Below are 25230 nucleotides of genomic sequence, written 5' to 3'. Positions count from 1 at the left end.
TTTCGCTAAGGTGTTGCCCCATGTCATACATCGAACTCAGTATTGAAGAACGTGTCAGCATCCAGGTGGGTCAAGCCCAAGGGATGAGCCTACGGCATATCGCCAAGCTCCTAAGACGAGCTCCTTCAACGATTTCTCGTGAAATACGCCGTAACCAAATGGCCCAGAACAGTTACTGTGCCCGGCACGCCCAGCATCAGCGAGAAAAGCGTCGAGTGGCCTGCCGTCCGAAGCATAAGTTGCTGCCAGGCACCGAGCGTTTTGATCTCATCGTTCATACGTTGCATGGTCAGCATTCACTTACGTCCGCCCGAGATAGATAAGCGTGAAATGCCCGGCCACTGGTGTGCCGGCCCAGAGGGAAGGCGATCTGATCAAGGGCAAGAGTAATGCGTCTGCTGTGGGCACCTTGGTAGAGCTCAGCAGTGGCTATCTAATCCTCGCAAAAATGCGACGACGCCACCGCCACATCAGCTGTAGCAGGCTTCAGTGCCGCCTTGAACCGGATGCCGAGGGCCGCCCGGAAAATCATGACCTATGATCAGGGGCGCGAAATGTCACAGCATGCAAAAATCACCCAAGAAACCGGCGTTGCGATTTACTTTTGCGACCCCCACAGCCCTTGGCAACGGGGTGCCAACGAGAATATCAATGGCTTTATTCGTCAATATTTACCGAAAGGAACGGACCTCTCAGAGCACAGTCAGGAAGAACTGGACGCCATTGCCTTCAAGCTGAATATGCGGCCTCGAAAACGCTTTGATTTTAAATGCCCAATAGAAGTGATGAGCGAACTAATGGCCAAGTATCATGAAAGCCCATCAACCATCCAATGACGGTGTTGCACTCAGAGTCTGCATCCGCCGTGATTTTTTTATTGCTTCAAAAGCTTGTGACTCATCTGTTGCATATATATCAAGGCGCTGAAGCCATCTTGCTTGCTTTAACTGGGTGCATAAGCCCAAAATAGCTTGCTCAAACGCGTCCCTCCTTCCTGCTACATGTGGATTTTCTCCTGGTAGAGGAAGTGATAGCGAAGTTAGCTCTTCTCGCTCTGAAATTATAATAATTTTTCGATAACACCTTTCCCAAAGCGCGCTCTGCTCAGTTTTATTACTAGGCAGGTCTGCTTGCGGCGGCGCAAACTTAATCACTATCGGACCTTTGCTATAGGGTTGTGAGGTCATCCAAGCTTCGCCAATTACTACTTTCCCAAGCGCTTCAATTTGTGCCTGTGTAGCTGGTTCTACATAAGCTTTCTCGCACGCACTGTCTGGATTGATGTTGATCTGTGTTTTACCGAGTTGCCAGGTTTTCATTAGCATCTCCTTAAAACCCAAAAAGCCGGCACACTCAAGTTTGAGGGCCGGCAGAGGGTAAAAAACTAGATTAACTTTTAAGTGTTTATTCCGGCCTTTTAACGCAAAATCAGTACAGGTATGTGGCTACCTCTCAACATCGCTGTCGTCGTACTTCCTATTAGCAGATGTCGAATTCGTGAATGTCCATAGGCCCCCATGACAAGTAGGTCGATACCATGTTCCTGCTCGTAAGCTTGCAAAGCTTCATCCACCTCACCGGCGCGAATAGCCCCCTCGGCTTGATGGCCTGCTTCTTGCAGCGTATTCAACGCCCAATTTATCTCTCCGTGGTGCTCTGCTGTATCAGCCCCCACGATTAGTACATGGCACTCTTTGCCAGCAAATAGCGGAGACCGCGCAAGCATTTCTACCCCTTTACGGGCGGTTTTACTGCCATCGAACGCAATCAGGATTTTTTCAGGATGTTTGAACGTCTTCGGCACCATCAAAATTGGGCGATGCATTTCACGCACCACACGCTCTAGATTAGAACCCAGATGCCCGCTTGCTTGGTGAGCCGTTTCGCCACGTTTGCCCACCACCAGCAAACGTACATCCTTTTCAAGCTCTACCAGTGTTTCCACTAGCGTGCCGTTTAACTGGCGAATAACGGGATCATCAATACCATCTTCCAGCGCACGAGCTTTAGCGGCTTCAAGCATTAATTTGCCTTGCTCGCGATTTACCTTGGCACGCTGTTCATCCAGCTCAGAAAGCTCTTTCATCAAGCGCTCCCGGGTCCCGAAGCGCAGATTACCTGATAAATTTTGCTCTTCTGGTACTTCAGAATGGTTATCAGCTACGTGTACAAATTGAAGCGGCGCATTGAGGGCAAGACTTGCCCAAGCAGCATAGTCGCATACGCTTTCGGAAAACTGCGAACCGTCAACGGCCGCGAGTACATGTTCAGTCATGATGGTCTCCTTGCTTGGCTCAGTGGCCGCCCATTAGTTTTTCGACGGCTTCAGGATCGTTGTGCACAGCGTAGCGATCCACCACCGTCGCACTGGCCTCGCTCAAACCGACGAGTTCAACCTCTGTGCCTTCGCGGCGGAATTTGATCACCACGCGATCAAGCGCTTGAACGGCGGTTACATCCCAGAAGTGTGCCTTCGATAGGTTAACGGTTACCTTGTCGATGCTCTCTTTGAAATCGAATGCTGCTATAAAGCGCTCGGATGAAGCAAAAAACACTTGTCCGACCACTTGGTATTCACGTTCTTTCCCAGCGATTACTTCTTTGGAGCCAACATACATAATGTTGCCGACTTTATTAGCAAAGAACATGGCTGCCAGTAATACACCTACGAAGACGCCGATGGCTAGGTTATGGGTCCCTACTGTGACAACAACGGTCGCAAGCATGACGATATTGGTGCTCATTGGGTGTTTCTTGAGGTCACGAATAGAGTCCCAACTGAAGGTACCAATCGATACCATGATCATGACTGCCACCAAAGCCGCCATGGGAATTTGTGATACCCAATCGGCTAAGAAGACCACCATTAATAGCAGTGCAATACCTGCGACCAAGGTGGAGGTGCGGCGACGGCCGCCCGATTTGATGTTAATGACTGATTGACCAATCATGGCGCAGCCTGCCATGCCACCGATTAACCCAGAGCCGATGTTGGCAATGCCTTGGCCTTTACATTCGCGATTTTTGTCGCTTGGTGTGTCAGTTAAATCATCAATAATCGTAGCGGTCATCATGGATTCAAGCAGACCCACTACCGTTAACATTAGCGCTGTAGGAAAGATGATCATCAGCGTCTCAAGGTTTAACGGTACATCTGGCCAGAGGAAGATAGGCAGGCTATCAGGTAACTCACCCATGTCACCTACGCTGCGAATCTCCATGCCAGTCATCATGTAAACAGCTGTGAGTACAACGATACATACAAGAGGGGACGGGATCATTTTGCCAATGACGGGTACATAGGGAAAACCGTAAATGATCGCCAATCCCGCTATTGTCATGGCGTATACATGCCATGTTACGTCCGTCAATTCAGGTAGTTGCGCCATAAAGATAAGTATTGCCAGCGCGTTCACAAAACCGGTTACCACTGAGCGTGAGACAAAGCGCATCAGTTCCGCTAGGCGTAGGTAACCCGCAATTATTTGCAGAACACCTGTTAGCAATGTCGCCGCTAGCAGATACTCCAAACCATGCTCTTTGACCAAGGTAATCATGAGCAGCGCCATAGCGCCTGTTGCAGCTGATACCATGCCAGAGCGGCCACCGGTAAACGCAATAATCACGCAAATAGCAAACGAGGCATACAGCCCCACTTTAGGATCAACACCGGCAATTATAGAGAAGGCAATGGCTTCGGGAATGAGCGCTAAGGCCACAACTACACCGGCAAGGGTGTCGCCCTTCAGGTTAGAGAGCCAAGATTGTTTAAACTTTTCGTACATGCGTAAGGGTCCATCATAGGAGATAAATTCAGCGCAGCACTCGCTCGCACAACGGAAACGCGTAAGGTTTCGTTGAGAGGGAGTAACATCGTCATCAATGTGAGCTGGTTTTAGCGGGCGTTACAGTACACCGGTGGGGCGTAAGTCATGTATTGCCGCGAAGTGAAGACACCACAGGGATCGTGATGCAATCACCGCCTAGGAGGTGGGTTAGGGCGGAGTCATCAGCCCTGAAAAGAAAATATTTGATAGGTTCATTTGTACACTTCTGCTCGGTTGCTAGTAGCAAGGTGCGGTAAAGTGCAACATCTTATCAGTTATTTTGCTGGCCTGCACATGGGAGAGAGCCTTGCAACGTGCGTGAGTACGGCAGGCTATCCCACTAAAGTAGAGTGCTAGTAATAAACTGGTCAGGGCTGCTGTCCCTCAATTTAGTACTGCATAGTTTATTTATGCGGCAAGCAAGGAGATCACTTATGAAAGTACTGATTTTTTTAGGCTCGACAAGGGAGAGTCAGCCGCCGAAACCTTCACGCCTGGGAGCCAGGGTGGCCACTGCCTTACTGTCTCATTTCAAGGAAGAGTATGCAGACGACGACGTCGAGTTAATTGACCCGCTGGATTATCCAACCGGAGAAGTGTTCAAGCCGCATTTTGCCTATGCCTCCGGCAGTGCCCCGAAAGAGCTCGACGCCCTGGCCGATAAGATTCAGCGCGCCGATGCCTATGTGATGGTAAGTCCCGAGTACAATCACAGTTTGAGCCCTGCACTGGCGCATTTACTCAACCATTTTGGCAGTTCACTTTACGCTTACAAGCCTAGCCTCATCGTGACCTACTCGGCAGGACAATGGGGCGGTGTACGCGCGGCCATAGGCATGCGCGCCTTTCTCTCCGAGCTTGGGTGCCTGCCCGTATCGGCAATGATTCATGTGCCACGTGCAGCGGATGTCCTGGATAGCGAGGGTCAATGCCACCCGCAACAGAACACCGAAAAGTGGAAAAGCTATTGGCAGCGCGGCTCGTCACAGCTGCTTTGGTGGGCTGAAGCCGTGCGACAGCATCGCGAAGTTGTCGATCCCCATAAACTCATTGGCAATTTCACCCACGACCCACAGCAACGCAATGCACCCGACTAACGAAAGGCTTTGATGCCGGGGCATTGCGCTTTACTTGTTATCAGCGCCCTCCCCCAGCAGTTTCATTAGGCTCAGTGGTGTCTGCTGGCAACCCCAGCGCAAGGACACCACTCACAACGACCAGCCCTGCCGAGACCCAGAGGCAAGCCGTGAGGCCATACACCTGATACAACCAGCCGGACAGCACCGTGCCAATAAGCCGTCCCATGGCATTCGCCATATAGTAAAAACCGACATCCATCGAGACGCCGTCGGTACGCGCAAAGCGAACAATCAAATAACTATGCCAGCTTGAGTTGATTGCGAACACTACGCCGAATAGAAGCAAACCTGCCACAAGCCAGAAAACGTCATCATTGATCGGCAGAAGCGCCAAGACGGCAGGTAACCCTGCCAGAGCGAGCGCCCAACCAACGGTAATGGCTCTAGAGCTACCATGGATGAGCCGGGTAATCTTGGGCGCCTGAGTCTGCACCCCGCCATAACCGATAACCCAGCCCGCTAACATTGCGCCTACGGCCCAATAACCCCACCCATGCTGTTCATAGAGATAGACGGGCAGCGCGACGACGAACCACACGTCGCGAGAGGCGAACAGGCAAAGCCTTGCCGCAGAAAGCACGTTGACCGCACGAGAAGTGGAAAACACCTCCCGAAATTTGGGTTTTGATTGTGTGCGGCCCAGGTCGGCACGTAAACGGTATAGCGAAAGGCTAAGCACGCCGATCAGCATGACCAGCATCAGTGCAATAGCACCACGAAAACCTATGAACGTTAGCAGCACGCCGCCAAGAAAGAAGCCAATTCCCTTCAATGCATTTTTAGAGCCCGTCAGTAGCGCTACCCAGCGATACAGCGCACCCTGCGTGTCACTACTGCCCCTGGGTACCAGCACTTTGACCGCGCTCTTGGCACTCATCTTGTTGAGGTCCTTGGCGATCCCCGACAGTGCCTGTGCGGCCATTACCCATATCACCGTCAGCTGCACCGACGGCACTAGCAGCATACCGAGTGCCACTATTTGCAGGGCAAGGCCCACATTCATTGTACGATTGAGCCCTAAACGGGCGCCGAGCCAGCCGCCAACGAAATTAGTCGCAACGCCGAAAGCTTCATAGAAGAGAAATAGCATCGCCACTTCAAGTGACGAGTAGCCCAGCTGGTGGAAATGCAGCACCACCAGCATTCGAAGGGCGCCATCGGTTAGTGTGAAGGCCCAGTAATTTCCAGTAACGAGCAGGTACTGGCGAATTTCGAAAGGCAATAATCTCAGACGCTCGATAATTGGCATGCCGTTTCTCTTTTAGCCTCGCCCAACTTTAAGCACCAGATCCACCGTGCGGTTGGTATAACCCCACTCATTGTCGTACCAAGCGTATAGTTTGACGTGCGTATGGTTAACCACCATGGTGGAAAGCGCATCAACAATGGCACTTCTTGGATCGGTACGATAATCCACCGATACCAGTGGGCGGGTTTCAAAGCCGAGAATCCCTGCAAGCGGCCCACTCGCCGCGTTGTTTAGCGCCTCGTTGACTTCATCGACCGTAGTGTTGCAGGCGATTTCGAAAACCATATCAGTAAGAGAGGCATTGGCCAACGGCACGCGAACGGCATGGCCATTCAGCTTACCCGTCAAATCAGGAAATATGTCCGTAATTGCTTTGGCGGAGCCAGTGGTGGTCGGTATCAGGCTCAAGCTACTGGCTCTGGCACGCCGCAAATCCTTGTGAGGACTGTCGAGAATGGACTGTGTATTGGTGATGTCGTGGATTGTCGTCATCGAACCATGAACAATGCCAAAGGTTTCATGGATAACCTTCACCACAGGCGCCATGCAGTTAGTGGTACAGCTTGCGGCAGTAACGATAGGATGCTGCTGAGGGTCATATAGATGATCATTGACGCCCATCACGATATTAAGCACGCCTGGTGCCTTGATCGGCGCGGTGACGACGACTCTCTTAACACCCTGATCGAAATAGGCCTGCAATTTTTGAGGATCTTTCATCACCCCGGACGCCTCAATGACCACATCACACTGTGACCAATCGCTGTCAGCCAGATCACGGTTCCCACTAAAGGCGATGTCCTTTCCACCTACTCTGATGGACTCGCTGCTGGACTCGATACCAGGCCACGGTGACCACTGCCCATGTACGGAGTCAAACTCTAGTAAATGGGCGAACGTTTCGGCTGTACCCGCAGGATCATTAATTCTCTGAATTTCGACCGATCGACGATCCCACAAACTGCGCAGCGCAAGCCGCCCAATTCGGCCAAAGCCATTGATACCAATTCGCAAAGACATAGGAACTCCTTTCATTAACAATATTCGGTTTGACGCGCTGGACGGCCACCCATTATCGACAAACGCTTACGAGCCTCGACAACCAGACTAGACGCCCCCACGTTTGCCTCATCGAGTATAGAAAGCGCCCACCTCGGCAACTGGGGCATTAAGGCATAGTAAACCCACTGACCCTCGCGTCGGTCTTGCAAGAGATTGCACGAACGAAGCTGCGCCAAATGACGGGAGATTTTGGGCTGTACTTCTTGCAAGGCATAGGTCATCTCGCATACACAAAGCTCGCCTTCGGCATGTATTAGCAATATCAGGGAGAGACGTGTCTCATCGCTGAGGCATTTGAAAAATTGCGTCGGTAACAAGTTTGACAAACTACATCCTCATGACATGGCTTTGGTTTTAATCGTTATCCAAAGCTTTAACCGGGTATTGATTTCCTGTAAGGCAAGCTGATAGTTTCTTGGCTTATCGTGTAGCCGCGGATCCTGAATATCCCAATAGACCAACTCATCGGTAAGCCCTTGCCAATCACGGCATTTTTGCTGCGCCCTTTCGCACAGGATAATCACTGCATCGAAGTGCTCGTTCGCATAAGTCTCCAACGGTTTGCTAGCAAGTCCTTGCGTACTAACGTGGATGGCTTCTAACGCATTGAGAGCAGCTTCTCGAGGCATGTCGGGTTCAGCACCTGCGCTAAAGGCTTCGAATTGATCACCAGCCATATGCCTGAGCAAGGCCTCCCCCATTAGCGAACGTGCTGAATTAGCATTACACAAGAATAGAACGCGCTGCTTACGCATAATAGAGCCTCCTATCAACACTCGATTTCGGTCATCATTAGCGCCTTATGAATACGCGAAGACCAAAGCCAGAAATTCAAGCATTGGGTTATTCTTAAAACGTATAAGGATAGTTTTATACGTTCAATTACTACAGCCATATAAGCTTTAGTAAAATGGCTAGGCTTGGCTTTACGTTTAAATAATAACAGTCTTAATATATGGATATTCGCATATACATATTAATAAATAATGGCAATTGTATTACCGCTTTATGAATACCGATTTATGTAGCCAAGCCAGCCGCTATCCATCAGTGGGCAGGAATTACAAGAATAAGGGAGAAAAGCTGGATAGGTTTCCACCAGTAAGGCTTAGTACAGTCTGTCCAAGCAAGCACGACAGGTTCCTCTGGAAGCCAAGCGAAGGGTGTGGGTTAAACTGTGGGTTGAAAAATATCAGGCAACAAAAAAAAAAAGCCCGCTGATTACTCAGCGGGCTTTCTCTATATTCTGTGGCGGAGAGGGAGGGATTCGAACCCTCGAAGCCTTTCGACTTACACACTTTCCAGGCGTGCTCCTTCGACCGCTCGGACACCCCTCCACATTTTGGTTCAATCACTTAGGCTGTGCCTTTCGCGACAGAACGGCGCATATACTATGGTTTAAGCGGCCAAATAGCAAGCCTTTTTCAGAATCAGTGGCTTGCCATCAGGTATCGCTGCTCGATAACACCGCATAGTTGCCGTGGGCTTCCAGGCAGAGCGCATCGCCACAGTAAAGCTGTTGGGTGAGCGCAATGCGGCCTTTGCCTCGCTCGGCCAGTTTCTTGGTGAGCTTCTCAACACCGTCAGGCTCTGCTGGCGTGCATACCAGGCGGTAATCACCCGTTACCGGGGCCAGAAAGCGCTGCGTGGCTTCAGCGACCACTACATCGCGCGCCATGCCCTGCTTGCGTAGCCATAGCGTTACCCAGCACCAGCCTTGCAGTGTGGTTTGCGCACTTAGCGCGCCGCCAAAGCCGGTGCCTTTGTCATTCAGGTTAGGCGCCAGGGCGAGCCGCCAAGTGAGCGATTGATTGTGCAGCGACATCTCTTCAATCCCCAGGGCGCCAACCATGGGGATTGCATCGCTTAACCACTTTTGAAAGGCGGCCAGGTCTTCCTGGCCCTCGGGCAGCGGCAAGCGTGGGTGAGGCACACCGGGTTTGCGCATGGCGGTTGGTCTCCTTACGCCCAGCGCTCTACGAAGTCGGCCACGTTATGCGCAGGCAAAGGCTTGTGGCGCCCGCCCAGGTGTCCCAGGTAGATAAACGCGACGACTTCGTCATCTTCTTCCAGAGAGAGCCCTTTGCGCACCACGGGGTCAAAAGCGTACTTGCCGCTACGCCACATGGCGCCTAGCCCTTGCGCGTGGGCGGCCAGCAAAATGCCATGGGCGGCGCAGCCTGCGGAAATTACCTGCTCCATTTTGGGCACTTTGGGCAGGTCCGGCGTTACCTTGGCGATCACGGCGATAATCATCGGCGCGCGCAGCGGTTTTTTGCGCGCTGAATTTAGCGTGTCGTCATCGGCACTGGGGTCTTCCTGGAACTCGGCTTCGGCAAACAGCTCACCCAGGCGCGTACGCCCTTCCCCAGTGAACTCAATAAACCGCCAAGGGCGCAGCTCTTTGTGGTCCGGGGCGCGCAGGGCCGCCTGGTAAATCGCATCCATCTGCTCGGCAGTGGGCGCAGGCTCAACCAGCTTGCCCATTGAGCTACGGCTGTGAAGTAGCGTGAGTCCATCCATTTGGTTTCATCCTATCAATCAGTTAGGCACTACTGTAGCGCAGTCGCTTACTGTCTTGCCAGACGCAGCGGGCTTGGCGGCGTAAGGCCCGGCGTGGCGCGCCAGGGGCTGATATCCAACCCGCCGCGGCGCACGTAGCGCGCCAGCACCAGAAGCTCGGTAGGTTGGGCGTGCTGCATCAGGTCGGTGAAGATGTGCTCAACACAGTGCTCGTGAAAATCCTGATGCTGACGATAGCCGATCAGGTAACGCAGTAACCCTTCGCGATCCAGCTTCGGGCCTTTGTAGCGAATCATCACGCTGCCCCAGTCGGGCTGGCCGGTCACCGGGCAGTTGGATTTAAGCAAATGCGAGTGCAGCGTCTCTTCTACAACCTCATCGCTTACCGCCAAATGGGCAGCGCTGGGCGTGTAATCACTTACTTCGATATCCAGCTCGTCCAGGCAGTCGCCGGGGAGCGGCTGTGGGGCAAGCTCAGCGTCTTCCACACCGAGTAGCTCCACGCTGACCGGAGCACCGGCTACCGCGCTTAGGTCACGCTGCAACGTTTCAATCACTTCCTCGCGGCTTTCCATACGGGTTTGGTTAAAGCTGTTGAGGTAGAGCTTCCAGGATTTGGATTCGATCAGGCTGGGCGATTCAGCAGGCAGCCGAAAGCGGGCCACGGCCACGATGGGTTTGCCACGGGCATTCAGCCAGGAAACCTCAAACGCGTGCCACTCATCTTCACCCACAAAGGGCAGCTTGCCCTCTTCAATCCCTAGCGGGGCGCGGTTGGCGGCGCGTGGGATGGGGAACAGCAGCGCGGCATCGTACAGCTCGGGATAGGCGGATTCGCGCCCCAGGGGCGCGTGCTCTAAGGTATCGGGGCGGTGTGCCATAGGGTAACGCTCTCTTGATAAAAACGGTCGTGCGGTTAACTACGAATGCCTTTGCCACGCTCCAGCATGGCCAGTGCCGCAAAAAACAGCACTACGATAAATCCCAAAATAGCCGCCAGCGCCCAACCAACGGGAATGTCCGACACGCCCAAAAACCCATAGCGGAAGACGTTCACCATATACAGAATCGGGTTGAGCATTGACACGCCCTGCCAGAAATTGGGCAGCATGGAAATGGAGTAAAACACCCCACCCAGGTAGGTCAGCGGCGTTAAAATAAAGGTCGGCACAATGGAGATATCATCAAACTTGTTGGCCAGCAGGGCGTTGATAAAGCCGCCGATGGAGAACAGCGCCGAGGTTAGCACCACCACCAGGATGGTTAAAAGCGGGTGCTCGATGGTTAAGCGCGTGAAGAATAGCGACACAATAGTAACGATCAGGCCCACGCCCAAACCGCGCGCCATGCCGCCGAGGATAAACCCGGATAGAATCACCCAGTTGGGCATGGGCGATACCATTAGCTCTTCTACCGAACGCTGAAACTTGTTCGAGAAGAAGCTGGAAGCCACGTTCGAGTAGCTGTTGGTGATGACCGACATCATGATCAGGCCGGGGACGATAAAGTCCATGTAGGAGAAGCCATCCATATCCCCTATGCGCGAGCCGATCAGGTTGCCAAAGATGATGAAGTACATCGCCATGGTGATCGAAGGCGGCAGCAGCGTTTGCGGCCAAATACGCGTAAAACGTTTGATCTCTTTAAGTACGAGCGTCCATAGCGCGACGAGCGTTTGTGTTGCATTCATGCCTGCGTCTCCTTGCTGGGTTCGGCGCGCTGATCGATGGCTGTATTGCCCGCCTCTACCATTGACACAAACATCTCTTCCAACCGGTTAGCGCGGTTGCGCATGGAAACCACCTGCATGCCCTGCTCGCTTAACACACTGAACACATCGTTTAACTGCTGCCCGCGATGAATCACCAACGAGAGTTGCGTAGGTTCGATCTGATTGATCTCAAACCCTTCGATCACCGGCGGTGCCGTGACAGGCTCAGCGAGATCCAGCAGGAAGGTTTCGGTATTCAGCTCGGCCAATAGCTCGCGCACGCTGGTGTTACGCACAATTTCACCGTGATTGATGATGGCGATATTACGGCACAGGCTTTCGGCTTCTTCCAGATAGTGGGTGGTCAGGATGATCGTGGTGCCTTCATCCTGATTAATGCGGCGCATGTATTCCCACATGCTGCGGCGCAGTTCGATATCCACACCCGCGGTGGGCTCATCCAGAATCAGTAGCTTGGGCCGGTGCATCAGCGCCCGGGCAATCATCAAGCGGCGCTTCATACCACCAGAAAGCATGCGAGCGTTGCCATTGCGCTTGTCCCACAGGCCCAGGTCGCGCAGTAACTGCTCAGCACGCGGCAGCGCTTCACGGCGCGTCATGCCGTAATAGCCTGCTTGCGCCAGCACGATATCAAGCACCTTCTCGAACTGGTTGAAGTTGAATTCCTGAGGAACCACGCCCAGCTGGTACTTGGCCTTGGCGAAGTCCTTGTCGATGTCGATACCAAAAATCGACACCTTGCCTTCTGACTTCTGCACCAATGAACACACCACACCCAGGGTGGTGGATTTACCTGCACCGTTGGGACCCAACAAGGCAAAAAAATCGCCCTGCTGGACGTCGAGATCAATTCCTTTTAACGCGTGAAAGCCGTTGCCGTACACCTTGGTAAGGCCACGGATAGACAATGCCGGTTCGGCCATAAAGATGTCCTGTCAGCAAAAAAAATAGGGGCACAAAAAAAAACGTGAGAAGCAACGATATCGGGGCATTCGGTCGTTTTTTCAAGCCAGCGTAACATGGCGCCTATGGCTATCTCGTTAAACCGCTAACAATCCATCCACTTTAATTAGTATTCGCGGCGTTTTGTCGCGCACGACACGCAGGCTAATACTTTAGTATTATGCGCATGCCCTTTCGCTATTAATAGCACGGCATTCAAGGGAACACGTATTTTATAAACGAGAAAAAGCCATAGTGAGCACCATGATCGCCCAGCCCCCTGTTACCTTTGCCCAACCAGGCGCTACTACCGAACACTCAACGTCCGCCGCCCGACGCGGCCTGGCAGCGCTTCCTCTGCGCCGCCAACGGCTGATTGGCGTAGCCGTTTTATGGCTGATACTCGCCATCATGATTACGGTGAATGCGCTGCAAAGCCGAACGCTGCTCTATCACGAGCGTGAACAGCGCATGGTTACCGCCGTGGACATTGCCATTTCTACCCTTGAGCATTTTGATGAAAGAGCCAAGCGGGGTGAGCTCTCGCTTGATGAAGCCAAAACCCAGGCGTTTGAAGCCATTCGTGACGTGCGCTTTGGCGTCGATGATAACTACCTGTTTGCACTCAGCGGCGACCTGAAGATGCTTGCCCACCCCAAACGTCCGATGGGGCAGGATTTATCCCAGGTGACTGACCCCAAGGGCACGCTGATCTTTCCGTTGATCCGGGAAAGCGCCCGCGAGTCAGGCTACGGCTTTTCCGAGTACTACTCCAACTTCGCCCGCGGCGACGACAAAATGCCCCTGGTGCATACTTACACCGAAGCCTACGCCCCGTGGGATGTGTATGTTGCCAGCGGTATTTTTATGGGCGATATCAGCCAAACCGTTATGGCCCAGTTGACCAAAACCATTTTGGTCGGCCTAGTGGGCGGCATACTGGTAACGCTGGCCTTTTGGGGCATGATCTCGTTGATTCTGCGCCGTTTGGGTGGCGAGCCTGACTACGCGGCAGAGGTAGTAGCACGTATTGCCCAAGGCGACTTAACGGCAAGGGTTCAATTGGGCGCCAACGATACCAATAGCCTGCTTTACGATATTCAGCAAATGCGTGACAAGCTGCATGCAACGATGCAGGAAATTCACGCCACCAGCGCCGCGGTAGACAATGACTCTGGCGATATTGCCGCAGGCAATCAGGAGCTTTCATCACGCACCGAGCAGCAGGCAGCCGCCCTTCAGCAAACCTCTGCCAGCATGGAAGAAGTGACCGCGACGGTGCGCCAAAATGCCGAAAACGTGGAACAAGCCAAGGAACTTGTACGCAACGCAGGCGAAACCTCTCAGTTTGGCCAGCAAGCCATTGGCCAGGCCGTTACCTCCATGCAGGAAATTAGCGCTGAAGCCGCTAGAATTTCCGACATTGTTACCCTGATTGACAGCATTGCTTTCCAGACCAACATTTTGGCCCTTAATGCGTCGGTTGAAGCTGCCCGCGCGGGTGAGCATGGTCGAGGTTTTGCCGTGGTAGCCAGTGAAGTACGCCAGTTGGCTAACCGTTCGGCAACCGCCGCTCACGAGATCAAAACGTTGATTAACGCCTCTAATGCACAGGTGGATAACGGCGCCTCACTGGTGACGACCGCTAAAGAGCGGATGCAGCAGATTGACCAACAGATCCAACGCATCAATGACCTGTTCGCCGACATTACAGCCGCGACGCATGAGCAAACCCAGGGGATTGAACAGATCAACGTGGCCATCGCACAGCTTGACCAGTCAACTCAGGATAACGCCACTATGGTTCAGCAAACCGCCAACTCCGCCCACGACCTGAAACAGCGCTCACAGTCGCTTAGCAGCGTGGTAAATCACTTCACCCTCAGTTAAGCACTCGGCATTACCGGCTTACGTTCAGGCAGCACTGTCTGGGCGTAAGCCACCCCTCAAAACGCGCCTCTAAAACACACGCACAGCAAAACGCCGCCAACAAGGACGGTAGATAGATAGCAATACGTATAACAAGAAGGAAAGGTAAAACAGGAAGGATAACGAAATGAGACTGTTTACGTGGAGCGGGAAAAGAGATTCGAACTCTCGACCCTCGCCTTGGCAAGGCGATGCTCTACCACTGAGCTATTCCCGCAACGTAAACATGCACTTACTAGATGGCGTCCCATAGGGGGTTCGAACCCCTGTTACCGCCGTGAAAGGGCGGTGTCCTAGGCCACTAGACGAATGGGACGTATAAACATCTATTTTATTGATTGGAGCGGGAAAAGAGATTCGAACTCTCGACCCTCGCCTTGGCAAGGCGATGCTCTACCACTGAGCTATTCCCGCTTAATCAACTTCTCGCCATCGGATTGGCGTCCCATAGGGGGTTCGAACCCCTGTTACCGCCGTGAAAGGGCGGTGTCCTGGACCACTAGACGAATGGGACGTACTTGGAGCGGGAAAAGAGATTCGACCGGGCTGGCGTTCCAGCTCTCGACCTGCACTTGCTTAACCACACGACCAAATTGGAGCGGGAAAAGAGATTCGAACTCTCGACCCTCGCCTTGGCAAGGCGATGCTCTACCACTGAGCTATTCCCGCACTCCGATACCTTAACGATGTAATTGGCGTCCCATAGGGGGTTCGAACCCCTGTTACCGCCGTGAAAGGGCGGTGTCCTAGACCACTAGACGAATGGGACGTTTCATTGCCTCGTTGAGGTGGCGCGTATATTACTCAGAGCACGCATTTCTGTCAAGCCCTATGATATCGCTCTGCTTTCTATCTATACGCCAATCTCTTTCATTGCTACTACTTAACGCCTACTCAAGCGGGTGGCTACACCCTATTCGCCTTCTGAACTCGGGTAAGTACTAGCTTTCTTAACTACGCTGTCTTAATTGAAAAGAGTACGATAGCCTGCAAGTCACAGAGGGCAAGGAGACACTAAAATGGCCAAAATCAAAAAATCCCCCGAACAGTGGCGCGAACAGCTGACGCCTGAGCAGTACCGGGTTGCACGCGAGAAAGGCACCGAACGTCCTTTTACAGGTGACTACCAGGTAAGCGATGCTCAAGGCATTTACCACTGCATTTGTTGCCATGCACCGCTGTTTGAAAACGAGCACAAATTTGATGCGGGTTGTGGCTGGCCCAGCTTCGACAGGCCGCTTGGCAGAAACTGCGTTGAAGAGCATAGCGATACCACGCACGGCATGGTGCGCACAGAAGTAGTGTGCTCCCACTGTGATGCCCACCTGGGGCATGTGTTTCCTGACGGGCCGCCGGCATCCACAGGGTTGCGTTACTGCATTAACTCAGTGTCGCTAGAGTTTCATCCTGACGAGTAAACGCTACCTCTAACCCCTTTAACGAATCGCAGCAAGGCGAGCACCATCTGGTAGAATGGTTGCTCGCTTTTTTTATGCCCGTTTTTTGTGCTTGTAGGAGAAACTCATGCTCGGCTGGTTCCCCGGACATATGAACAAGGCCCGCCGCCAGATAAAGGATGCGCTGCCGGAAATTGACGTGGTCATTGAAGTACTCGACGCACGTCTGCCCTACTCTAGCGCCAACCCGATGCTGGCCGAGCTGACCCGCCATAAGCCAGTATTGAAAATACTCTCCCGGGCGGACCTGGCAGACCCAGAGCGCACCGCGGAATGGGTGGCCTTTTTCGATGCCCAAGACGATACCCGGGCACTCGCGATCACCACGACCAATACGCGTGAGTTAAAAAAGATTCCCAAACTTTGCCACGAATTAGCGGGTGACGTACGTGCTGACCGCGACGTTCGAGTGATGGTGATGGGGATTCCCAACGTGGGTAAATCCACCCTGATTAACGGCCTGGCCGGGCGTAAAATTGCCAAAACCGGTAACGAACCGGCGGTCACCAAGCGCCAGCAGAAAGTGCGTATTGATGGCCGCGTGGCACTGATCGACACGCCTGGCGTGCTGTGGCCCAAGATTGAAGACCAGGCCAGCGCCTATCGGCTGGCGGCCAGCGGCGCTATTCGCGATACCGCCATTGAGTATACCGACGTGGGTATTGTTACCAGCGCCGAGCTTGCCAAGCGCTACCCGGACGAGTTGACCACACGTTACAAACTCAAAGCATTGCCCACGTATGAAGTGCCGGTCGATAATGACGTGGACGCTGACGCTGACGGTCCGAAGAAGCCTGATTTTCTGGCAATCGCCGGGTTTGATGGCTATGCCATCCTGAAAGAAATTGCCGGTAAACGGGGCGGCCTGCGCGCAGGTGGCGAGGTAGATTTACACCGTGGCGCCGAAGTACTGCTACACGAACTGCGTGACGGCAAGCTTGGCCGTTTAACGCTGGAAACACCGGACGATATTCCGCCGCCCATTGTGCAAAACGACGAAGACAATCAGCCACTTTCCGACGCATAATGGATGAACCGACCGGCGCCGCCGCACGGCCTTTGGACACTTTTGGATAAATCACTCATGGAAACCTCTCAGCTTCAAACGCCTACTGAGCTTCAGGATACGGACTCACAAAACGCCGAGCCGTCATCTGCTGAACTCAAAAAATCTCACAAGCTCAATAACGTCTGCTACGACATCCGTGGCCCGGTCCTTGATCATGCCAAGCGGCTTGAGGATGAAGGCCAGCGGATTTTAAAGCTGAATATTGGCAACCCGGCGCCCTTTGGGTTTGAAGCACCAGAAGAGATTTTGCAGGATGTGATGCGCAACCTGCCCACGGCACAAGGCTACTGTGACTCCAAAGGCCTCTACTCGGCGCGTAAGGCGATTATGCAGGAGTGCCAGCGCAAGAAAATTCCAGGCGTTGGCATCGAAGATATTTACATCGGCAACGGCGTGTCCGAACTGATTGTGATGTGCATGCAGGCACTATTAAACGACGGCGACGAAGTGCTGATCCCTGCCCCCGACTATCCACTATGGACGGCAGCGGCGCACCTTTCCGGCGGCCACGGCGTGCACTATAGGTGCGATGAGCATGCCGACTGGACGCCGGACATTGCCGATATCCGCGCCAAGATCACCAGCCGTACCCGCGCGATCGTGCTGATCAACCCCAACAACCCGACCGGCGCGGTTTATCCACCGGCCGTGGTGCGCGACGTATTAGCCGTGGCCAAAGAGCACAATCTGGTGGTGTTCTCTGACGAGATCTACGACAAGATTCTGTATGACGGCGTAGAACATACCGCGACCGGCGCTCTGGCCGACGATGACCAGCTAGTGATTACCATGAACGGGCTGTCGAAAAGCTACCGCTGTGCGGGCTTTCGCTCCGGCTGGATGACGATTTCTGGCACGATTGCCAAGCAGCGCGCCAAGGATTTTATCCAAGGGCTGACCATGCTGGCCTCCATGCGTCTGTGTGCCAACGTGCCTGCCCAGCACGCCATTCAGACCGCACTGGGTGGCTATCAGTCGATCAATGACCTGATCCTGCCTGGTGGCCGTTTACTGGCTCAGCGCGACATCACGGTGGAAAAACTCAACGCGATTCCTGGCGTTTCCTGTGTCACGCCCAAGGGCGCGCTCTATGCGTTTCCTCGTTTGGACCCCAAGGTCTTCAATATTCAAGATGACCAGAAGCTGGTTCTTGATTTGCTCCTTCAAGAGAAAATTCTACTGGTTCAAGGCACGGCGTTTAACTGGCCAGAACCTGATCATGTGCGCATCGTGACACTGCCCTGGGCGGATCAACTGGGCGACGCCCTGGACAGGTTCGGTAATTTCTTGTCCCGCTACCGTCAATAACGTGCGCTGTGACTTGAAACTGCCACGAAGTGTACGTATCTAAGCAAGCATTCTAGTAACGCTTTACCGTCCTCTTAGGGAGAACCTGCACCATGATGCGAATTGTGCTGTTTTTAGCCACCAACCTGGCGGTACTGCTTGTCGCCAGTATTACACTGCGCCTGTTTGGCGTTGAGGGTTATTTACGCAGCCAAGGAATCAACTTTACCAGCCTGCTGATTTTCTGCTTTATCTTCGGCATGGTCGGCTCGCTGATCTCGCTGTTTATTTCCAAGTGGATGGCGAAACGCAGTACCGGCACGGTAATTATTGAGTCCCCTTCCAATGCCACCGAGCAATGGCTTGTCGATACCGTGGCTGAACTTGCCCGCGAGGCCGGCATTAAGACGCCGGAGGTGGGCATCTTCCCCGCCCAGCAGTCAAACGCGTTTGCCACCGGCTGGAATAAAGATGACGCTTTGGTGGCGGTTTCTGCCGGGCTGTTAAACCGGATGCGCCCCGACGAAGTACGCGCAGTGCTTGCCCACGAAATTGGCCACGTCGCCAATGGCGACATGGTCACGCTGGCGCTGATTCAGGGCGTAGTGAACACCTTTGTGATGTTCTTTGCCCGTGTGGTGGCGCAGTTGGTGGATGGCTTTCTTAAAAGCCGCAGCGGCGGCGAAGGTGGCCTGGGCTTTATGGGTTACTTCGCGGTCGTGATTGTCGCAGAAATTGTGTTCGGGATTGTGGCGTCGGCTATCGTTGCCTGGTTCTCTCGCTATCGTGAATACCGTGCCGATGAGGCCGGTGCTCGGTTAGCAGGGACAGGCTCCATGGTGAATGCCCTGGCCCGCTTGAAAGCGGAAACAGAAATGCCGGGCCAAATGCCCGACACCCTACGTGCCATGGCGATCACCAAAGGCCAAACACGCTCGCTGGTAGAACAACTTTTTGCCAGCCACCCGCCGTTGGATGACCGTATTCGTGCGCTAAAAGAAGCCGCTTACCGTCAATAAAAATATCCGCAACGTATTTAGTCGCAACAGGCCCGCTTAGCGGGCCTGTTCTTTTTACGCGTTAGAATAACCGTGAGACGTGAAAGCCCGCGGCACTCAACGGCGCTTCAAGATCAACCGCACTGCCCGATAACTGCACGTTCAGCGTGGTAAATTCACGGCGTAGTGGATAATTGGCTCGGCAGGTATCAAAGCCCTGCTTGATACCCTGCAAAAGCGCCTGGCGCTGCAGGCTATCGTGGTCTCGGCGCACGTCATACACCGCACGCATGCACACACGCAGTGCATCCTCGACCGGCAGTGCATCCTGCAAATGCAATGACGCCAATGCTGGCAGCGGGCAGATATCGGCAAACGCGTCATGGTTGGGAGTACCAAGATGGCTGGCTAACGCCTGCTGAATCATCCAGGTACCGCGCAGCTTGCCGTCCAGGCTGTGCCCAGCAATATGCGGCGTGGCAAGTGCCACCAGGTCGCGCAGCCCTGCGTCAATGTCTGGCTCGCTCTCCCACACGTCCAGCACGGCGGTAATATCGCCTTTACCCGCTAACCGACCACGCAGCGCCAACCCATCAACACAGTCGCCCCGCCCGGCGTTTAGCAATACCGTGCCAGGCGCTAATTCATTGATGCGCTGAGCATTCAGCAGCTGATACGTGGCGTGCGGCCCATCTGACACCAGCGGCGTGTGCAGGCAGAGAATATCGCAACGATCGATCAGCGTATCCAGCGCCTCAAAGCCCTGCTCGCCCTCCTGCCCTGCTCTGGGTGGGTCACAGGCAAGTGTGTTGACGCCCAGCGCATTAAGGCGGGCAAGCAAGCGGCTGCCTACATTGCCGACGCCCACAATGCCCACCGTTTTTGAGAGCAGCGACCAGCCATCGCGCTCAGCCAGCGTTAGCAAGCTGCTGAGCACATAGTCCACCACCGCTTCAGCGTTGCAACCAGGCGCGCTTGCAAAGGTAATACCGCGCTCAGCCAGGGCGGCGTGATCAATATGGTCGGTGCCTATCGTACAGGTACCGACAAAGCGTACAGCGCTGTCTGCCAATAGCGCGGCAGTGACCTGGGTGATGGAGCGCACAATCAGCGCATCCGCGTCCTTGACGTGCGCCGCGCTTATTTCACGCCCTGGCAGATGGGTGATTGAGCCAAAATCACCAAAGCAGCGTTCGGCGGCGGGTATATTGGCATCTAAAGTCAGCTTCACAACGTGATCCTTTTAGTCCGCAGGACAGGCAAGCCTCTCCACAGAAAAACGCTTCATAAGCAAAGATAGGCGTTTGCGATAACCCGCTTTACAATACCGTCCGCCGCATCAAATTGGAAAAGAGTATTCAGGACAAGGAGTGCCTAATGGGTAAGCCAGTGTCAAGAACAACCGTGGGAGTAAGCTTGTGATCGTAAGGTGGGAAACCGACCACGACTATGTGCTGGTTCATATTCACCAGGATATGTTTGGCGACTGGATTTTTAGTCGCGCCTGGGGGCAAATCGGCACGCAGTTTGGCGGCTTAAAACATCAACTGGCCGACACGCTTGAGCAGGCACAGATGTGGCTGGAAGATGAGACGACCATTCAAAAGTCACGCGGGTTTCATAAAGTACTGGACGTTGATGACCATACTCCAGAAGGCCAGGAAGCGATGCGCCAGCTTTCGCTGCTTGACCTGCTTTAAGTGCCCCCAGTAAGTCATCACTCACCCAGAAAACGCCGCCCGTTGCGAACATAACGCCCTTTTGGCGGCGCTTCATCAGGTTGCATCAGGCGTGTTAGCGCGTGCTCACTTAGCCAGCTGCGCTGACGCAACCAAGCGCTTAAGCACTCTACCTCAAAACCGCGTATCAGCTCATGCCCCTGGCTATCCGCCACAACCGGAATAAGCTCGCCGTAGCGTGCTAGTAACTCCGGGCAATCACTGATTTCAATGCGTTGCAGCGCCACCGGTTGATTGGCAAGCGCTGCCAGCAGGCCTTCCAGCTGGGCGCACAGATGGCAACCCAGCGTAGTGTAGAGCGTAAGCGAGATCACCGCTGCAAGCCCTTACGCCCTAGCTGCGGTGACGCAGCAGGAACACGTGATGCATATTGGTGCGCCGCTGAAAGTCAGGGTCGAAGGTACGCGAGGTAATCTCCTCCACCGCATAGCGCTCGCCAAGTGCATCATCAAGCTTGAAGCGACGCTGGTTATTCGAAAACACCAGCGTTCCGCCAGGCGCAAGCCGCGCCATAGCAAGTTCGACCAACCGAGGGTGGTCGCGCTGTACGTCGAGCGTATCGCGCATTTTTTTCGAGTTGGAGAACGTCGGCGGATCCATAAAGATCAGGTCAAACTCGGCGTTAGCGGTTTCCAGCCAGCGGAAGCAATCATCACGCACCACGCGATGCAGGCGCAGGTCGAGTTCGTTCAGCGTAAAGTTGTCTTTTGCCCACTCAAGGTAGGTATTGGACATATCCACGCTAACGCTGTCGCTGGCGCCGCCCAGCGCGGCTTGCACCGTGGCCGTGGCGGTGTAGCAAAACAGGTTTAAGAAGCGCTTGCCGCTGGCCATTTCACCCAACATGCGGCGCACCGGCCGGTGGTCCAGGAACAGCCCGGTATCCAGGTAGTCACGCAGGTTAACCCACAACCGCGCATCGCCTTCGCGCACGTCAAAACGCTCGCCACTGGCATCACGCTTCTGGTACTGGGCGGTGCCGGTTTGCCGCTCACGACGCTTGATATACACCTTGCTGGAGTCAACGCCCAACGCATCAGGCAACACTTCCAAGGCGTCAAACAGGCGTTTTTGTGCCTGAGCCGGGTTGATAGAGCTTGGCGCGGCGTACTCTTGAACGTGTACACGGTCGCCATAGCGGTCAATCGCCAGCGCAAACTCAGGCATGTCGGCATCATAGAGCCGGTAGCAGGTTTCACCGCTCTGCTTTAACCATTTTTTGAGGCGCTTCTGGTTTTTAACCAGACGATTAGCAAACATCTGGGCGTTTTCGGACACCGCACGCGACGCTTGCTGTGGAGCAGCTTGCGTAGCAGCAGGCGCTTGATCGGTGGGCTGCCCTTCTGCCTGAGCATCATTATTGGCCGTTGACGTGCCGATATCCATCAGCAGCAGCTTGGCATCCAGCGCACCATTTTTTAACGCATACTGCTTGTGCGCGCGCAGCCCCAAACGGTGGCCCAGGTCGGGGTTGCCGGTAAACATTGCCAGCGTCCAACCTGGAAACAGTGCCTTGGCTTTTTCGCCCAGTTGGGCGTAAAGGCGTACCAGTTCGGGAAGTTCCCCCAACCGCTCGCCGTACGGCGGGTTGGTGATCAACAGCCCACTTGTTGCCGTGAGCGTCTCGGGCCGGGTTAGCTGAGCAAGGCTTTGCCCGTGCAGGGTAATCAGCGCTGGAATGCCTGCACGCATCGCGTTGGTTTTCGCCGCAGAAAGCGCTGCTGGGCTTTGGTCAAAGCCCAGCAGCTGCGTTTTACACCGCTTACGGCCAATAGAAGCACGCGCTTCGGCCTCGCGCTTTTGCTCAAGCCAGAGCGCTTCATCGTGCCCGGCCCAGCCCTTGAAGCCAAAGCGTTCGCGGTCCAGGTTAGGCGCCTGGTCGGCGGCCATTAGCGCCGCTTCAATCAGCAGCGTGCCCGCGCCACACAGTGGGTCGATCAACGGCTCGCCAGCCTTGGCTCGCTCGGGCCAGCCCGCGCGTATGAGTAGTGCGGCCGCCAGGTTCTCTTTCAGCGGTGCATGGCCTACGTCGCGACGATAGCCGCGGCGATGAAGACTCTCGCCCGAGAGGTCGATACCAATCGTGAGATTCGCCCGGTGCAAATGTGCGTACAGGCGCAAGTCGGGCGTTTTAGTATCAATGGATGGTCGCTCTTGCCCGGCAAGCTGCAACGAATCTACCACGCCATCTTTCACCGTTTGCGCGCCAAACCGGGTATGACGAATGTGGTCGCTGCGGCCATGAAAATCTACGGCCAGGGTTTTGCCCACAGCCAAATGCTGGGTCCAGGCAATGTGGGCAACGACATCGCGTAACTGCTCGGGCGTTTCAATCATCGGCTCGCGAACGAGCTGCAGAATGACCCGGTTGGCAAGCCGTGACCACAAACATACACGGTAGGCGATGGCTTGGCTGGCGGTGAAGTACACGCCTGCCACCGTGGTCTTTCCAGGCGTCGCGCCTAGCGCTGCCAGCTCATCGGCCAACAGGCCTTCAATGCCTTTCGGGCAGGTCGCCAACAGGTTCAAGGGGGCGTTTTGACTCGTTTCGGTCATAGTCATGGCAGCGCGTAACCGCGCGATATTCCTATATATGGCAAATGTATTTACATCTTATGACAATTTGGGGGTCGACAAGTGCCCCCATCTTGATCTAAGAATAAGAGAGTAGCTACTAAAAACGCATGCGTTGCTTGTCCAGGCCATTTATGACCTATGGCTTGTTTGGGGCGCCGCTTGGTCGGTTCAGCACGTGAGTGCTAGACAAAAGTACCATGCTGGCTGCCTGCTCTTGAGGTTAGCTCTCGAAATAGGAGCCTAACGCCACTAAGGCATAGTGCACTATTTCTTATTAAAGGCTTTCATGAAAAGAGGTTAGCCAATGAAACGACAAAAACGTGACCGCTTCCAGCGGGCTTATGTTCACGGGTACAAAGCAGGTGTTATCGGCCGCTCCCGTGATGAATGTCCCAGTCAAGATGTTAATTTACGCGAGTACTGGATGAGCGGTTGGCGTGAAGGTCGCGGAGACCAATGGGACGGTATGACCGGCGTTTCCGGTATCCACAAGAATCCCATGGTCATGACCTAACCGGTTATAACTTCCTTAATCTACATTTTGGAACATGGAGCCCGCTTAAAAGCGGGCTTTTTAGCATCAAAGCCTCGCGAATTACTGCGTTTTTAGCGCGCTGGCACATTCGTTCACAAGCGCTGGGCCTTGGTAAATTAGGCCTGAATAGAGCTGAACCAAATCAGCACCCGCCGCAATTTTGGCTTTTGCGGTTTCACCGCTATCAATCCCGCCTACGCCAATAATCGGTAGCGTTGGCAGATGCTGACGCAGCAGACGAATAATCACGTTAGAGGGTTCAAAAACGGGTTTTCCCGAAAGCCCTCCCGCCTCTTCCGCCTGAGGGTCACTCTTGACCGCTTCACGGGAAACGGTCGTGTTGGTCGCGATGACGCCGTCCAGTTCATTGCGAGCAATACTACCGGCCACGAGCGCGACTTCCTCTTCGCTCATGTCCGGGGCAATTTTAATCAGTAGCGGTACCTTGCGGTTTGCTTCAGCGTCCAGCAACCGGCTACGCTCACGAATTGGCCCTAATAGCGCATCCAGCTGCTCACCAAACTGCAGCGTACGCAGCCCCGGCGTATTGGGTGAAGAAATATTCACAGTAATATAATCAGCGACCGGGTGAACGGCATTCAGGCAGGCTAAATAATCCTCCAGGGCATTTTCAACCGAGGTGGTCAGATTTTTGCCGATGTTAATGCCCACCACGCCTTGATAGCGGCGCTTTTTCACCTGCTCAGTTAAGTGCTCAACCCCTTTGTTATTAAACCCAAAGCGGTTAATGATGGCGCCATGGCTCGCCAAACGGAACAAGCGCGGCTTGGCGTTACCCGGCTGCGCCTTGGGCGTCACCGTGCCCACTTCAACAAAACCAAAACCCAGCGCGCCGAGCGCATCCAGGTGATCGGCATTTTTATCAAGCCCCGCAGCAAGCCCCACGCGATTGGCAAAGCGCAACCCCATCAGCTCAACAGGATCCTTGATTGGCTTGCCCACCCAAGGGCGTATACCGCCCACGCGTTGTATTGCGTCTAACGCCCCCAGCGCCAACCCGTGTGAGGTTTCGGGGTCAATACGAAAGAACAGCGAGCGCGCGAGTGAATACATCGACAGAGTCTCTCCAGGAGAATGGGCGGCGCAGAGTATAGCGCATCCTGCCCTTTTAGCGCACCGCGCTCGCGCTTATCCAGAAGCTACG

Annotated in this window: 24 protein-coding genes, 7 tRNA genes and 1 pseudogene; 9 read left to right on the top strand and 23 right to left on the bottom strand. The window is 54.2% G+C overall.

All coding sequences use genetic code 11. The annotated features are described in order from the left end of the window. The first annotated feature begins 20 nt into the window (after positions 1 to 20). Positions 21 to 836, top strand: a pseudogene (locus tag ACT3R4_RS16150) (IS30 family transposase). On the opposite strand, the gene ACT3R4_RS16145 reads toward ACT3R4_RS16150, so the two are convergent. The 3 genes from ACT3R4_RS16145 to ACT3R4_RS16135 form a co-directional block, all read right to left on the bottom strand. Beyond that, positions 822 to 1319 (bottom strand): hypothetical protein, encoded by a 498-nt coding sequence (locus tag ACT3R4_RS16145; protein WP_441680069.1) that lies wholly within the window; start codon positions 1317 to 1319, stop codon positions 822 to 824. The pseudogene ACT3R4_RS16150 and the gene ACT3R4_RS16145 overlap by 15 nt on opposite strands. A 98-nt stretch (positions 1320 to 1417) precedes the next feature. Then, complete coding sequence (locus ACT3R4_RS16140; RefSeq protein ID WP_441680071.1) at positions 1418 to 2275, bottom strand: universal stress protein; 858 nt, start codon at positions 2273 to 2275, stop codon at positions 1418 to 1420. Between the two features lie 19 nt (positions 2276 to 2294). Next, on the bottom strand, positions 2295 to 3785 hold the full coding sequence (locus ACT3R4_RS16135; RefSeq protein ID WP_441680073.1) for a SulP family inorganic anion transporter: 1491 nt from the start codon (positions 3783 to 3785) through the stop codon (positions 2295 to 2297). 476 nt (positions 3786 to 4261) lie between these two features. Here ACT3R4_RS16135 and ACT3R4_RS16130 point away from each other — a divergent pair, with 476 nt between their 5' ends. Then, positions 4262 to 4924 carry an NADPH-dependent FMN reductase gene (locus tag ACT3R4_RS16130; RefSeq protein WP_441680075.1) on the top strand — a complete coding sequence of 221 codons (663 nt, stop codon included), beginning with the start codon at positions 4262 to 4264 and terminating at the stop codon, positions 4922 to 4924. A gap of 40 nt (positions 4925 to 4964) precedes the next feature. On the opposite strand, the gene arsJ is transcribed toward ACT3R4_RS16130, so the two are convergent. From arsJ to ACT3R4_RS16080, 10 genes are all read right to left on the bottom strand, one after another. Then, a complete protein-coding gene (arsJ, locus tag ACT3R4_RS16125) occupies positions 4965 to 6215 on the bottom strand; it encodes an organoarsenical effux MFS transporter ArsJ (RefSeq protein WP_441680077.1) in 1251 nt (416 codons plus the stop codon). Between the two features lie 12 nt (positions 6216 to 6227). Continuing rightward, positions 6228 to 7235 carry an ArsJ-associated glyceraldehyde-3-phosphate dehydrogenase gene (locus tag ACT3R4_RS16120; RefSeq protein WP_441680079.1) on the bottom strand — a complete coding sequence of 336 codons (1008 nt, stop codon included), beginning with the start codon at positions 7233 to 7235 and terminating at the stop codon, positions 6228 to 6230. 14 nt (positions 7236 to 7249) lie between these two features. Beyond that, a complete protein-coding gene (locus ACT3R4_RS16115) occupies positions 7250 to 7594 on the bottom strand; it encodes a metalloregulator ArsR/SmtB family transcription factor (RefSeq protein ID WP_496201236.1) in 345 nt (114 codons plus the stop codon). 18 nt (positions 7595 to 7612) lie between these two features. Then, the gene (locus ACT3R4_RS16110) at positions 7613 to 8032 is read right to left on the bottom strand and encodes an arsenate reductase/protein-tyrosine-phosphatase family protein (RefSeq protein WP_441680083.1); all 420 of its coding nucleotides are present in this window, start codon (positions 8030 to 8032) and stop codon (positions 7613 to 7615) included. 494 nt (positions 8033 to 8526) lie between these two features. Beyond that, positions 8527 to 8614, bottom strand: a tRNA-Ser gene (locus tag ACT3R4_RS16105). A gap of 107 nt (positions 8615 to 8721) precedes the next feature. Continuing rightward, positions 8722 to 9225 carry a YiiD C-terminal domain-containing protein gene (locus tag ACT3R4_RS16100; RefSeq protein WP_441680085.1) on the bottom strand — a complete coding sequence of 168 codons (504 nt, stop codon included), beginning with the start codon at positions 9223 to 9225 and terminating at the stop codon, positions 8722 to 8724. Positions 9226 to 9239: 14 nt separating this feature from the next. Next, positions 9240 to 9800, bottom strand: a complete 561-nt coding sequence (locus ACT3R4_RS16095; RefSeq protein ID WP_193054853.1) for a nitroreductase family protein — start codon at positions 9798 to 9800, stop codon at positions 9240 to 9242. A gap of 47 nt (positions 9801 to 9847) precedes the next feature. Then, entirely contained in the window at positions 9848 to 10681 is an 834-nt protein-coding gene (gene queF / locus ACT3R4_RS16090) for an NADPH-dependent 7-cyano-7-deazaguanine reductase QueF (protein WP_441680087.1), read from the bottom strand. 35 nt (positions 10682 to 10716) lie between these two features. After that, positions 10717 to 11490, bottom strand: coding sequence for an ABC transporter permease (locus ACT3R4_RS16085; protein ID WP_172117164.1), 774 nt, complete (start codon positions 11488 to 11490; stop codon positions 10717 to 10719). Further along, positions 11487 to 12455: an ABC transporter ATP-binding protein gene (locus ACT3R4_RS16080; protein WP_441680089.1), complete on the bottom strand. Its 969-nt coding sequence runs from the start codon at positions 12453 to 12455 to the stop codon at positions 11487 to 11489. Before ACT3R4_RS16080 ends, ACT3R4_RS16085 begins: the two co-directional genes overlap by 4 nt. A gap of 283 nt (positions 12456 to 12738) precedes the next feature. Between ACT3R4_RS16080 and ACT3R4_RS16075 the strand changes: the two genes are divergently transcribed. Further along, positions 12739 to 14364, top strand: coding sequence for a methyl-accepting chemotaxis protein (locus ACT3R4_RS16075; RefSeq protein WP_441680091.1), 1626 nt, complete (start codon positions 12739 to 12741; stop codon positions 14362 to 14364). Positions 14365 to 14545: 181 nt separating this feature from the next. Here ACT3R4_RS16075 and ACT3R4_RS16070 read toward each other — a convergent pair. The 6 genes from ACT3R4_RS16070 to ACT3R4_RS16045 form a co-directional block, all read right to left on the bottom strand. Further along, positions 14546 to 14620 (bottom strand) — tRNA-Gly (locus tag ACT3R4_RS16070). Positions 14621 to 14643: 23 nt separating this feature from the next. After that, positions 14644 to 14719, bottom strand: a tRNA-Glu gene (locus ACT3R4_RS16065). A gap of 23 nt (positions 14720 to 14742) precedes the next feature. Continuing rightward, positions 14743 to 14817 (bottom strand) — tRNA-Gly (locus tag ACT3R4_RS16060). A gap of 24 nt (positions 14818 to 14841) precedes the next feature. Next, a tRNA-Glu gene (locus ACT3R4_RS16055) sits at positions 14842 to 14917 on the bottom strand. An 80-nt stretch (positions 14918 to 14997) separates the two neighbouring features. Then, positions 14998 to 15072: transfer RNA gene (locus ACT3R4_RS16050), tRNA-Gly, on the bottom strand. Between the two features lie 24 nt (positions 15073 to 15096). Next, positions 15097 to 15172 (bottom strand) — tRNA-Glu (locus ACT3R4_RS16045). 250 nt (positions 15173 to 15422) lie between these two features. Between ACT3R4_RS16045 and msrB the strand changes: the two genes are divergently transcribed. The 4 genes from msrB to htpX all read left to right on the top strand — a co-directional run bounded on the left by msrB (position 15423) and on the right by htpX (position 19235). Then, positions 15423 to 15821, top strand: coding sequence for a peptide-methionine (R)-S-oxide reductase MsrB (msrB, locus tag ACT3R4_RS16040; protein WP_172117166.1), 399 nt, complete (start codon positions 15423 to 15425; stop codon positions 15819 to 15821). 106 nt (positions 15822 to 15927) lie between these two features. Further along, the gene (gene ylqF / locus ACT3R4_RS16035; protein WP_441680140.1) at positions 15928 to 16887 is read left to right on the top strand and encodes a ribosome biogenesis GTPase YlqF; all 960 of its coding nucleotides are present in this window, start codon (positions 15928 to 15930) and stop codon (positions 16885 to 16887) included. A 57-nt stretch (positions 16888 to 16944) separates the two neighbouring features. Then, positions 16945 to 18237 carry a pyridoxal phosphate-dependent aminotransferase gene (locus tag ACT3R4_RS16030; protein WP_441680139.1) on the top strand — a complete coding sequence of 431 codons (1293 nt, stop codon included), beginning with the start codon at positions 16945 to 16947 and terminating at the stop codon, positions 18235 to 18237. A 92-nt stretch (positions 18238 to 18329) separates the two neighbouring features. Beyond that, complete coding sequence (htpX, locus tag ACT3R4_RS16025) at positions 18330 to 19235, top strand: protease HtpX (protein ID WP_441680137.1); 906 nt, start codon at positions 18330 to 18332, stop codon at positions 19233 to 19235. A gap of 61 nt (positions 19236 to 19296) precedes the next feature. Here htpX and pdxB read toward each other — a convergent pair whose 3' ends face one another. Further along, entirely contained in the window at positions 19297 to 20445 is a 1149-nt protein-coding gene (gene pdxB, locus ACT3R4_RS16020; protein WP_441680136.1) for a 4-phosphoerythronate dehydrogenase PdxB, read from the bottom strand. 187 nt (positions 20446 to 20632) lie between these two features. Here pdxB and ACT3R4_RS16015 point away from each other — a divergent pair, with 187 nt between their 5' ends. Next, a complete protein-coding gene (locus ACT3R4_RS16015; RefSeq protein ID WP_018916661.1) occupies positions 20633 to 20914 on the top strand; it encodes a hypothetical protein in 282 nt (93 codons plus the stop codon). A gap of 17 nt (positions 20915 to 20931) precedes the next feature. On the opposite strand, the gene ACT3R4_RS16010 is transcribed toward ACT3R4_RS16015, so the two are convergent. Continuing rightward, positions 20932 to 21267, bottom strand: coding sequence for a glutaredoxin family protein (locus tag ACT3R4_RS16010; RefSeq protein ID WP_441680134.1), 336 nt, complete (start codon positions 21265 to 21267; stop codon positions 20932 to 20934). A 19-nt stretch (positions 21268 to 21286) separates the two neighbouring features. Next, the gene (gene rlmKL / locus ACT3R4_RS16005; protein ID WP_441680142.1) at positions 21287 to 23509 is read right to left on the bottom strand and encodes a bifunctional 23S rRNA (guanine(2069)-N(7))-methyltransferase RlmK/23S rRNA (guanine(2445)-N(2))-methyltransferase RlmL; all 2223 of its coding nucleotides are present in this window, start codon (positions 23507 to 23509) and stop codon (positions 21287 to 21289) included. Positions 23510 to 23834: 325 nt separating this feature from the next. Here rlmKL and rmf point away from each other — a divergent pair, with 325 nt between their 5' ends. Then, positions 23835 to 24044 (top strand): ribosome modulation factor, encoded by a 210-nt coding sequence (gene rmf / locus ACT3R4_RS16000; protein WP_087106179.1) that lies wholly within the window; start codon positions 23835 to 23837, stop codon positions 24042 to 24044. An 81-nt stretch (positions 24045 to 24125) separates the two neighbouring features. Here the strand turns inward: rmf and ACT3R4_RS15995 are convergent, their stop codons facing one another. Next, a complete protein-coding gene (locus ACT3R4_RS15995; protein ID WP_441680132.1) occupies positions 24126 to 25139 on the bottom strand; it encodes a quinone-dependent dihydroorotate dehydrogenase in 1014 nt (337 codons plus the stop codon). Between the last annotated feature and the right edge of the window lie 91 nt (positions 25140 to 25230).

It is taken from the genome of Halomonas sp. AOP7-E1-9, from assembly GCF_052376035.1.
In the GTDB taxonomy this organism is placed as follows: Bacteria; Pseudomonadota; Gammaproteobacteria; order Pseudomonadales; family Halomonadaceae; genus Vreelandella; species Vreelandella citrativorans.
The sequence above is the reverse complement of the archived record's forward strand: the minus strand, read 5'-3'. Positions and strand labels throughout refer to the sequence as shown.

Excerpts from the sequence above, each read along its gene's own strand:
- ACT3R4_RS16100 (WP_441680085.1), bottom strand. The coding sequence starts at position 9,225 with ATGCGCAAACCCGGTGTGCCTCACCCACGCTTGCCGCTGCCCGAGGGC.
- ylqF (WP_441680140.1), top strand. The coding sequence starts at position 15,928 with ATGCTCGGCTGGTTCCCCGGACATATGAACAAGGCCCGCCGCCAGATA.
- ACT3R4_RS16095 (WP_193054853.1), bottom strand. The coding sequence starts at position 9,800 with ATGGATGGACTCACGCTACTTCACAGCCGTAGCTCAATGGGCAAGCTG.
- queF (WP_441680087.1), bottom strand. The coding sequence starts at position 10,681 with ATGGCACACCGCCCCGATACCTTAGAGCACGCGCCCCTGGGGCGCGAA.
- ACT3R4_RS16135 (WP_441680073.1), bottom strand. The coding sequence starts at position 3,785 with ATGTACGAAAAGTTTAAACAATCTTGGCTCTCTAACCTGAAGGGCGAC.
- ACT3R4_RS16130 (WP_441680075.1), top strand. The coding sequence starts at position 4,262 with ATGAAAGTACTGATTTTTTTAGGCTCGACAAGGGAGAGTCAGCCGCCG.
- ACT3R4_RS16030 (WP_441680139.1), top strand. The coding sequence starts at position 16,945 with ATGGAAACCTCTCAGCTTCAAACGCCTACTGAGCTTCAGGATACGGAC.
- ACT3R4_RS16145 (WP_441680069.1), bottom strand. The coding sequence starts at position 1,319 with ATGAAAACCTGGCAACTCGGTAAAACACAGATCAACATCAATCCAGAC.
- ACT3R4_RS16080 (WP_441680089.1), bottom strand. The coding sequence starts at position 12,455 with ATGGCCGAACCGGCATTGTCTATCCGTGGCCTTACCAAGGTGTACGGC.
- ACT3R4_RS16110 (WP_441680083.1), bottom strand. The coding sequence starts at position 8,032 with ATGCGTAAGCAGCGCGTTCTATTCTTGTGTAATGCTAATTCAGCACGT.
- arsJ (WP_441680077.1), bottom strand. The coding sequence starts at position 6,215 with ATGCCAATTATCGAGCGTCTGAGATTATTGCCTTTCGAAATTCGCCAG.
- rlmKL (WP_441680142.1), bottom strand. The coding sequence starts at position 23,509 with ATGACCGAAACGAGTCAAAACGCCCCCTTGAACCTGTTGGCGACCTGC.
- htpX (WP_441680137.1), top strand. The coding sequence starts at position 18,330 with ATGATGCGAATTGTGCTGTTTTTAGCCACCAACCTGGCGGTACTGCTT.
- rmf (WP_087106179.1), top strand. The coding sequence starts at position 23,835 with ATGAAACGACAAAAACGTGACCGCTTCCAGCGGGCTTATGTTCACGGG.
- ACT3R4_RS16120 (WP_441680079.1), bottom strand. The coding sequence starts at position 7,235 with ATGTCTTTGCGAATTGGTATCAATGGCTTTGGCCGAATTGGGCGGCTT.
- ACT3R4_RS16075 (WP_441680091.1), top strand. The coding sequence starts at position 12,739 with ATGATCGCCCAGCCCCCTGTTACCTTTGCCCAACCAGGCGCTACTACC.
- ACT3R4_RS16140 (WP_441680071.1), bottom strand. The coding sequence starts at position 2,275 with ATGACTGAACATGTACTCGCGGCCGTTGACGGTTCGCAGTTTTCCGAA.
- ACT3R4_RS16085 (WP_172117164.1), bottom strand. The coding sequence starts at position 11,490 with ATGAATGCAACACAAACGCTCGTCGCGCTATGGACGCTCGTACTTAAA.
- ACT3R4_RS15995 (WP_441680132.1), bottom strand. The coding sequence starts at position 25,139 with ATGTATTCACTCGCGCGCTCGCTGTTCTTTCGTATTGACCCCGAAACC.
- msrB (WP_172117166.1), top strand. The coding sequence starts at position 15,423 with ATGGCCAAAATCAAAAAATCCCCCGAACAGTGGCGCGAACAGCTGACG.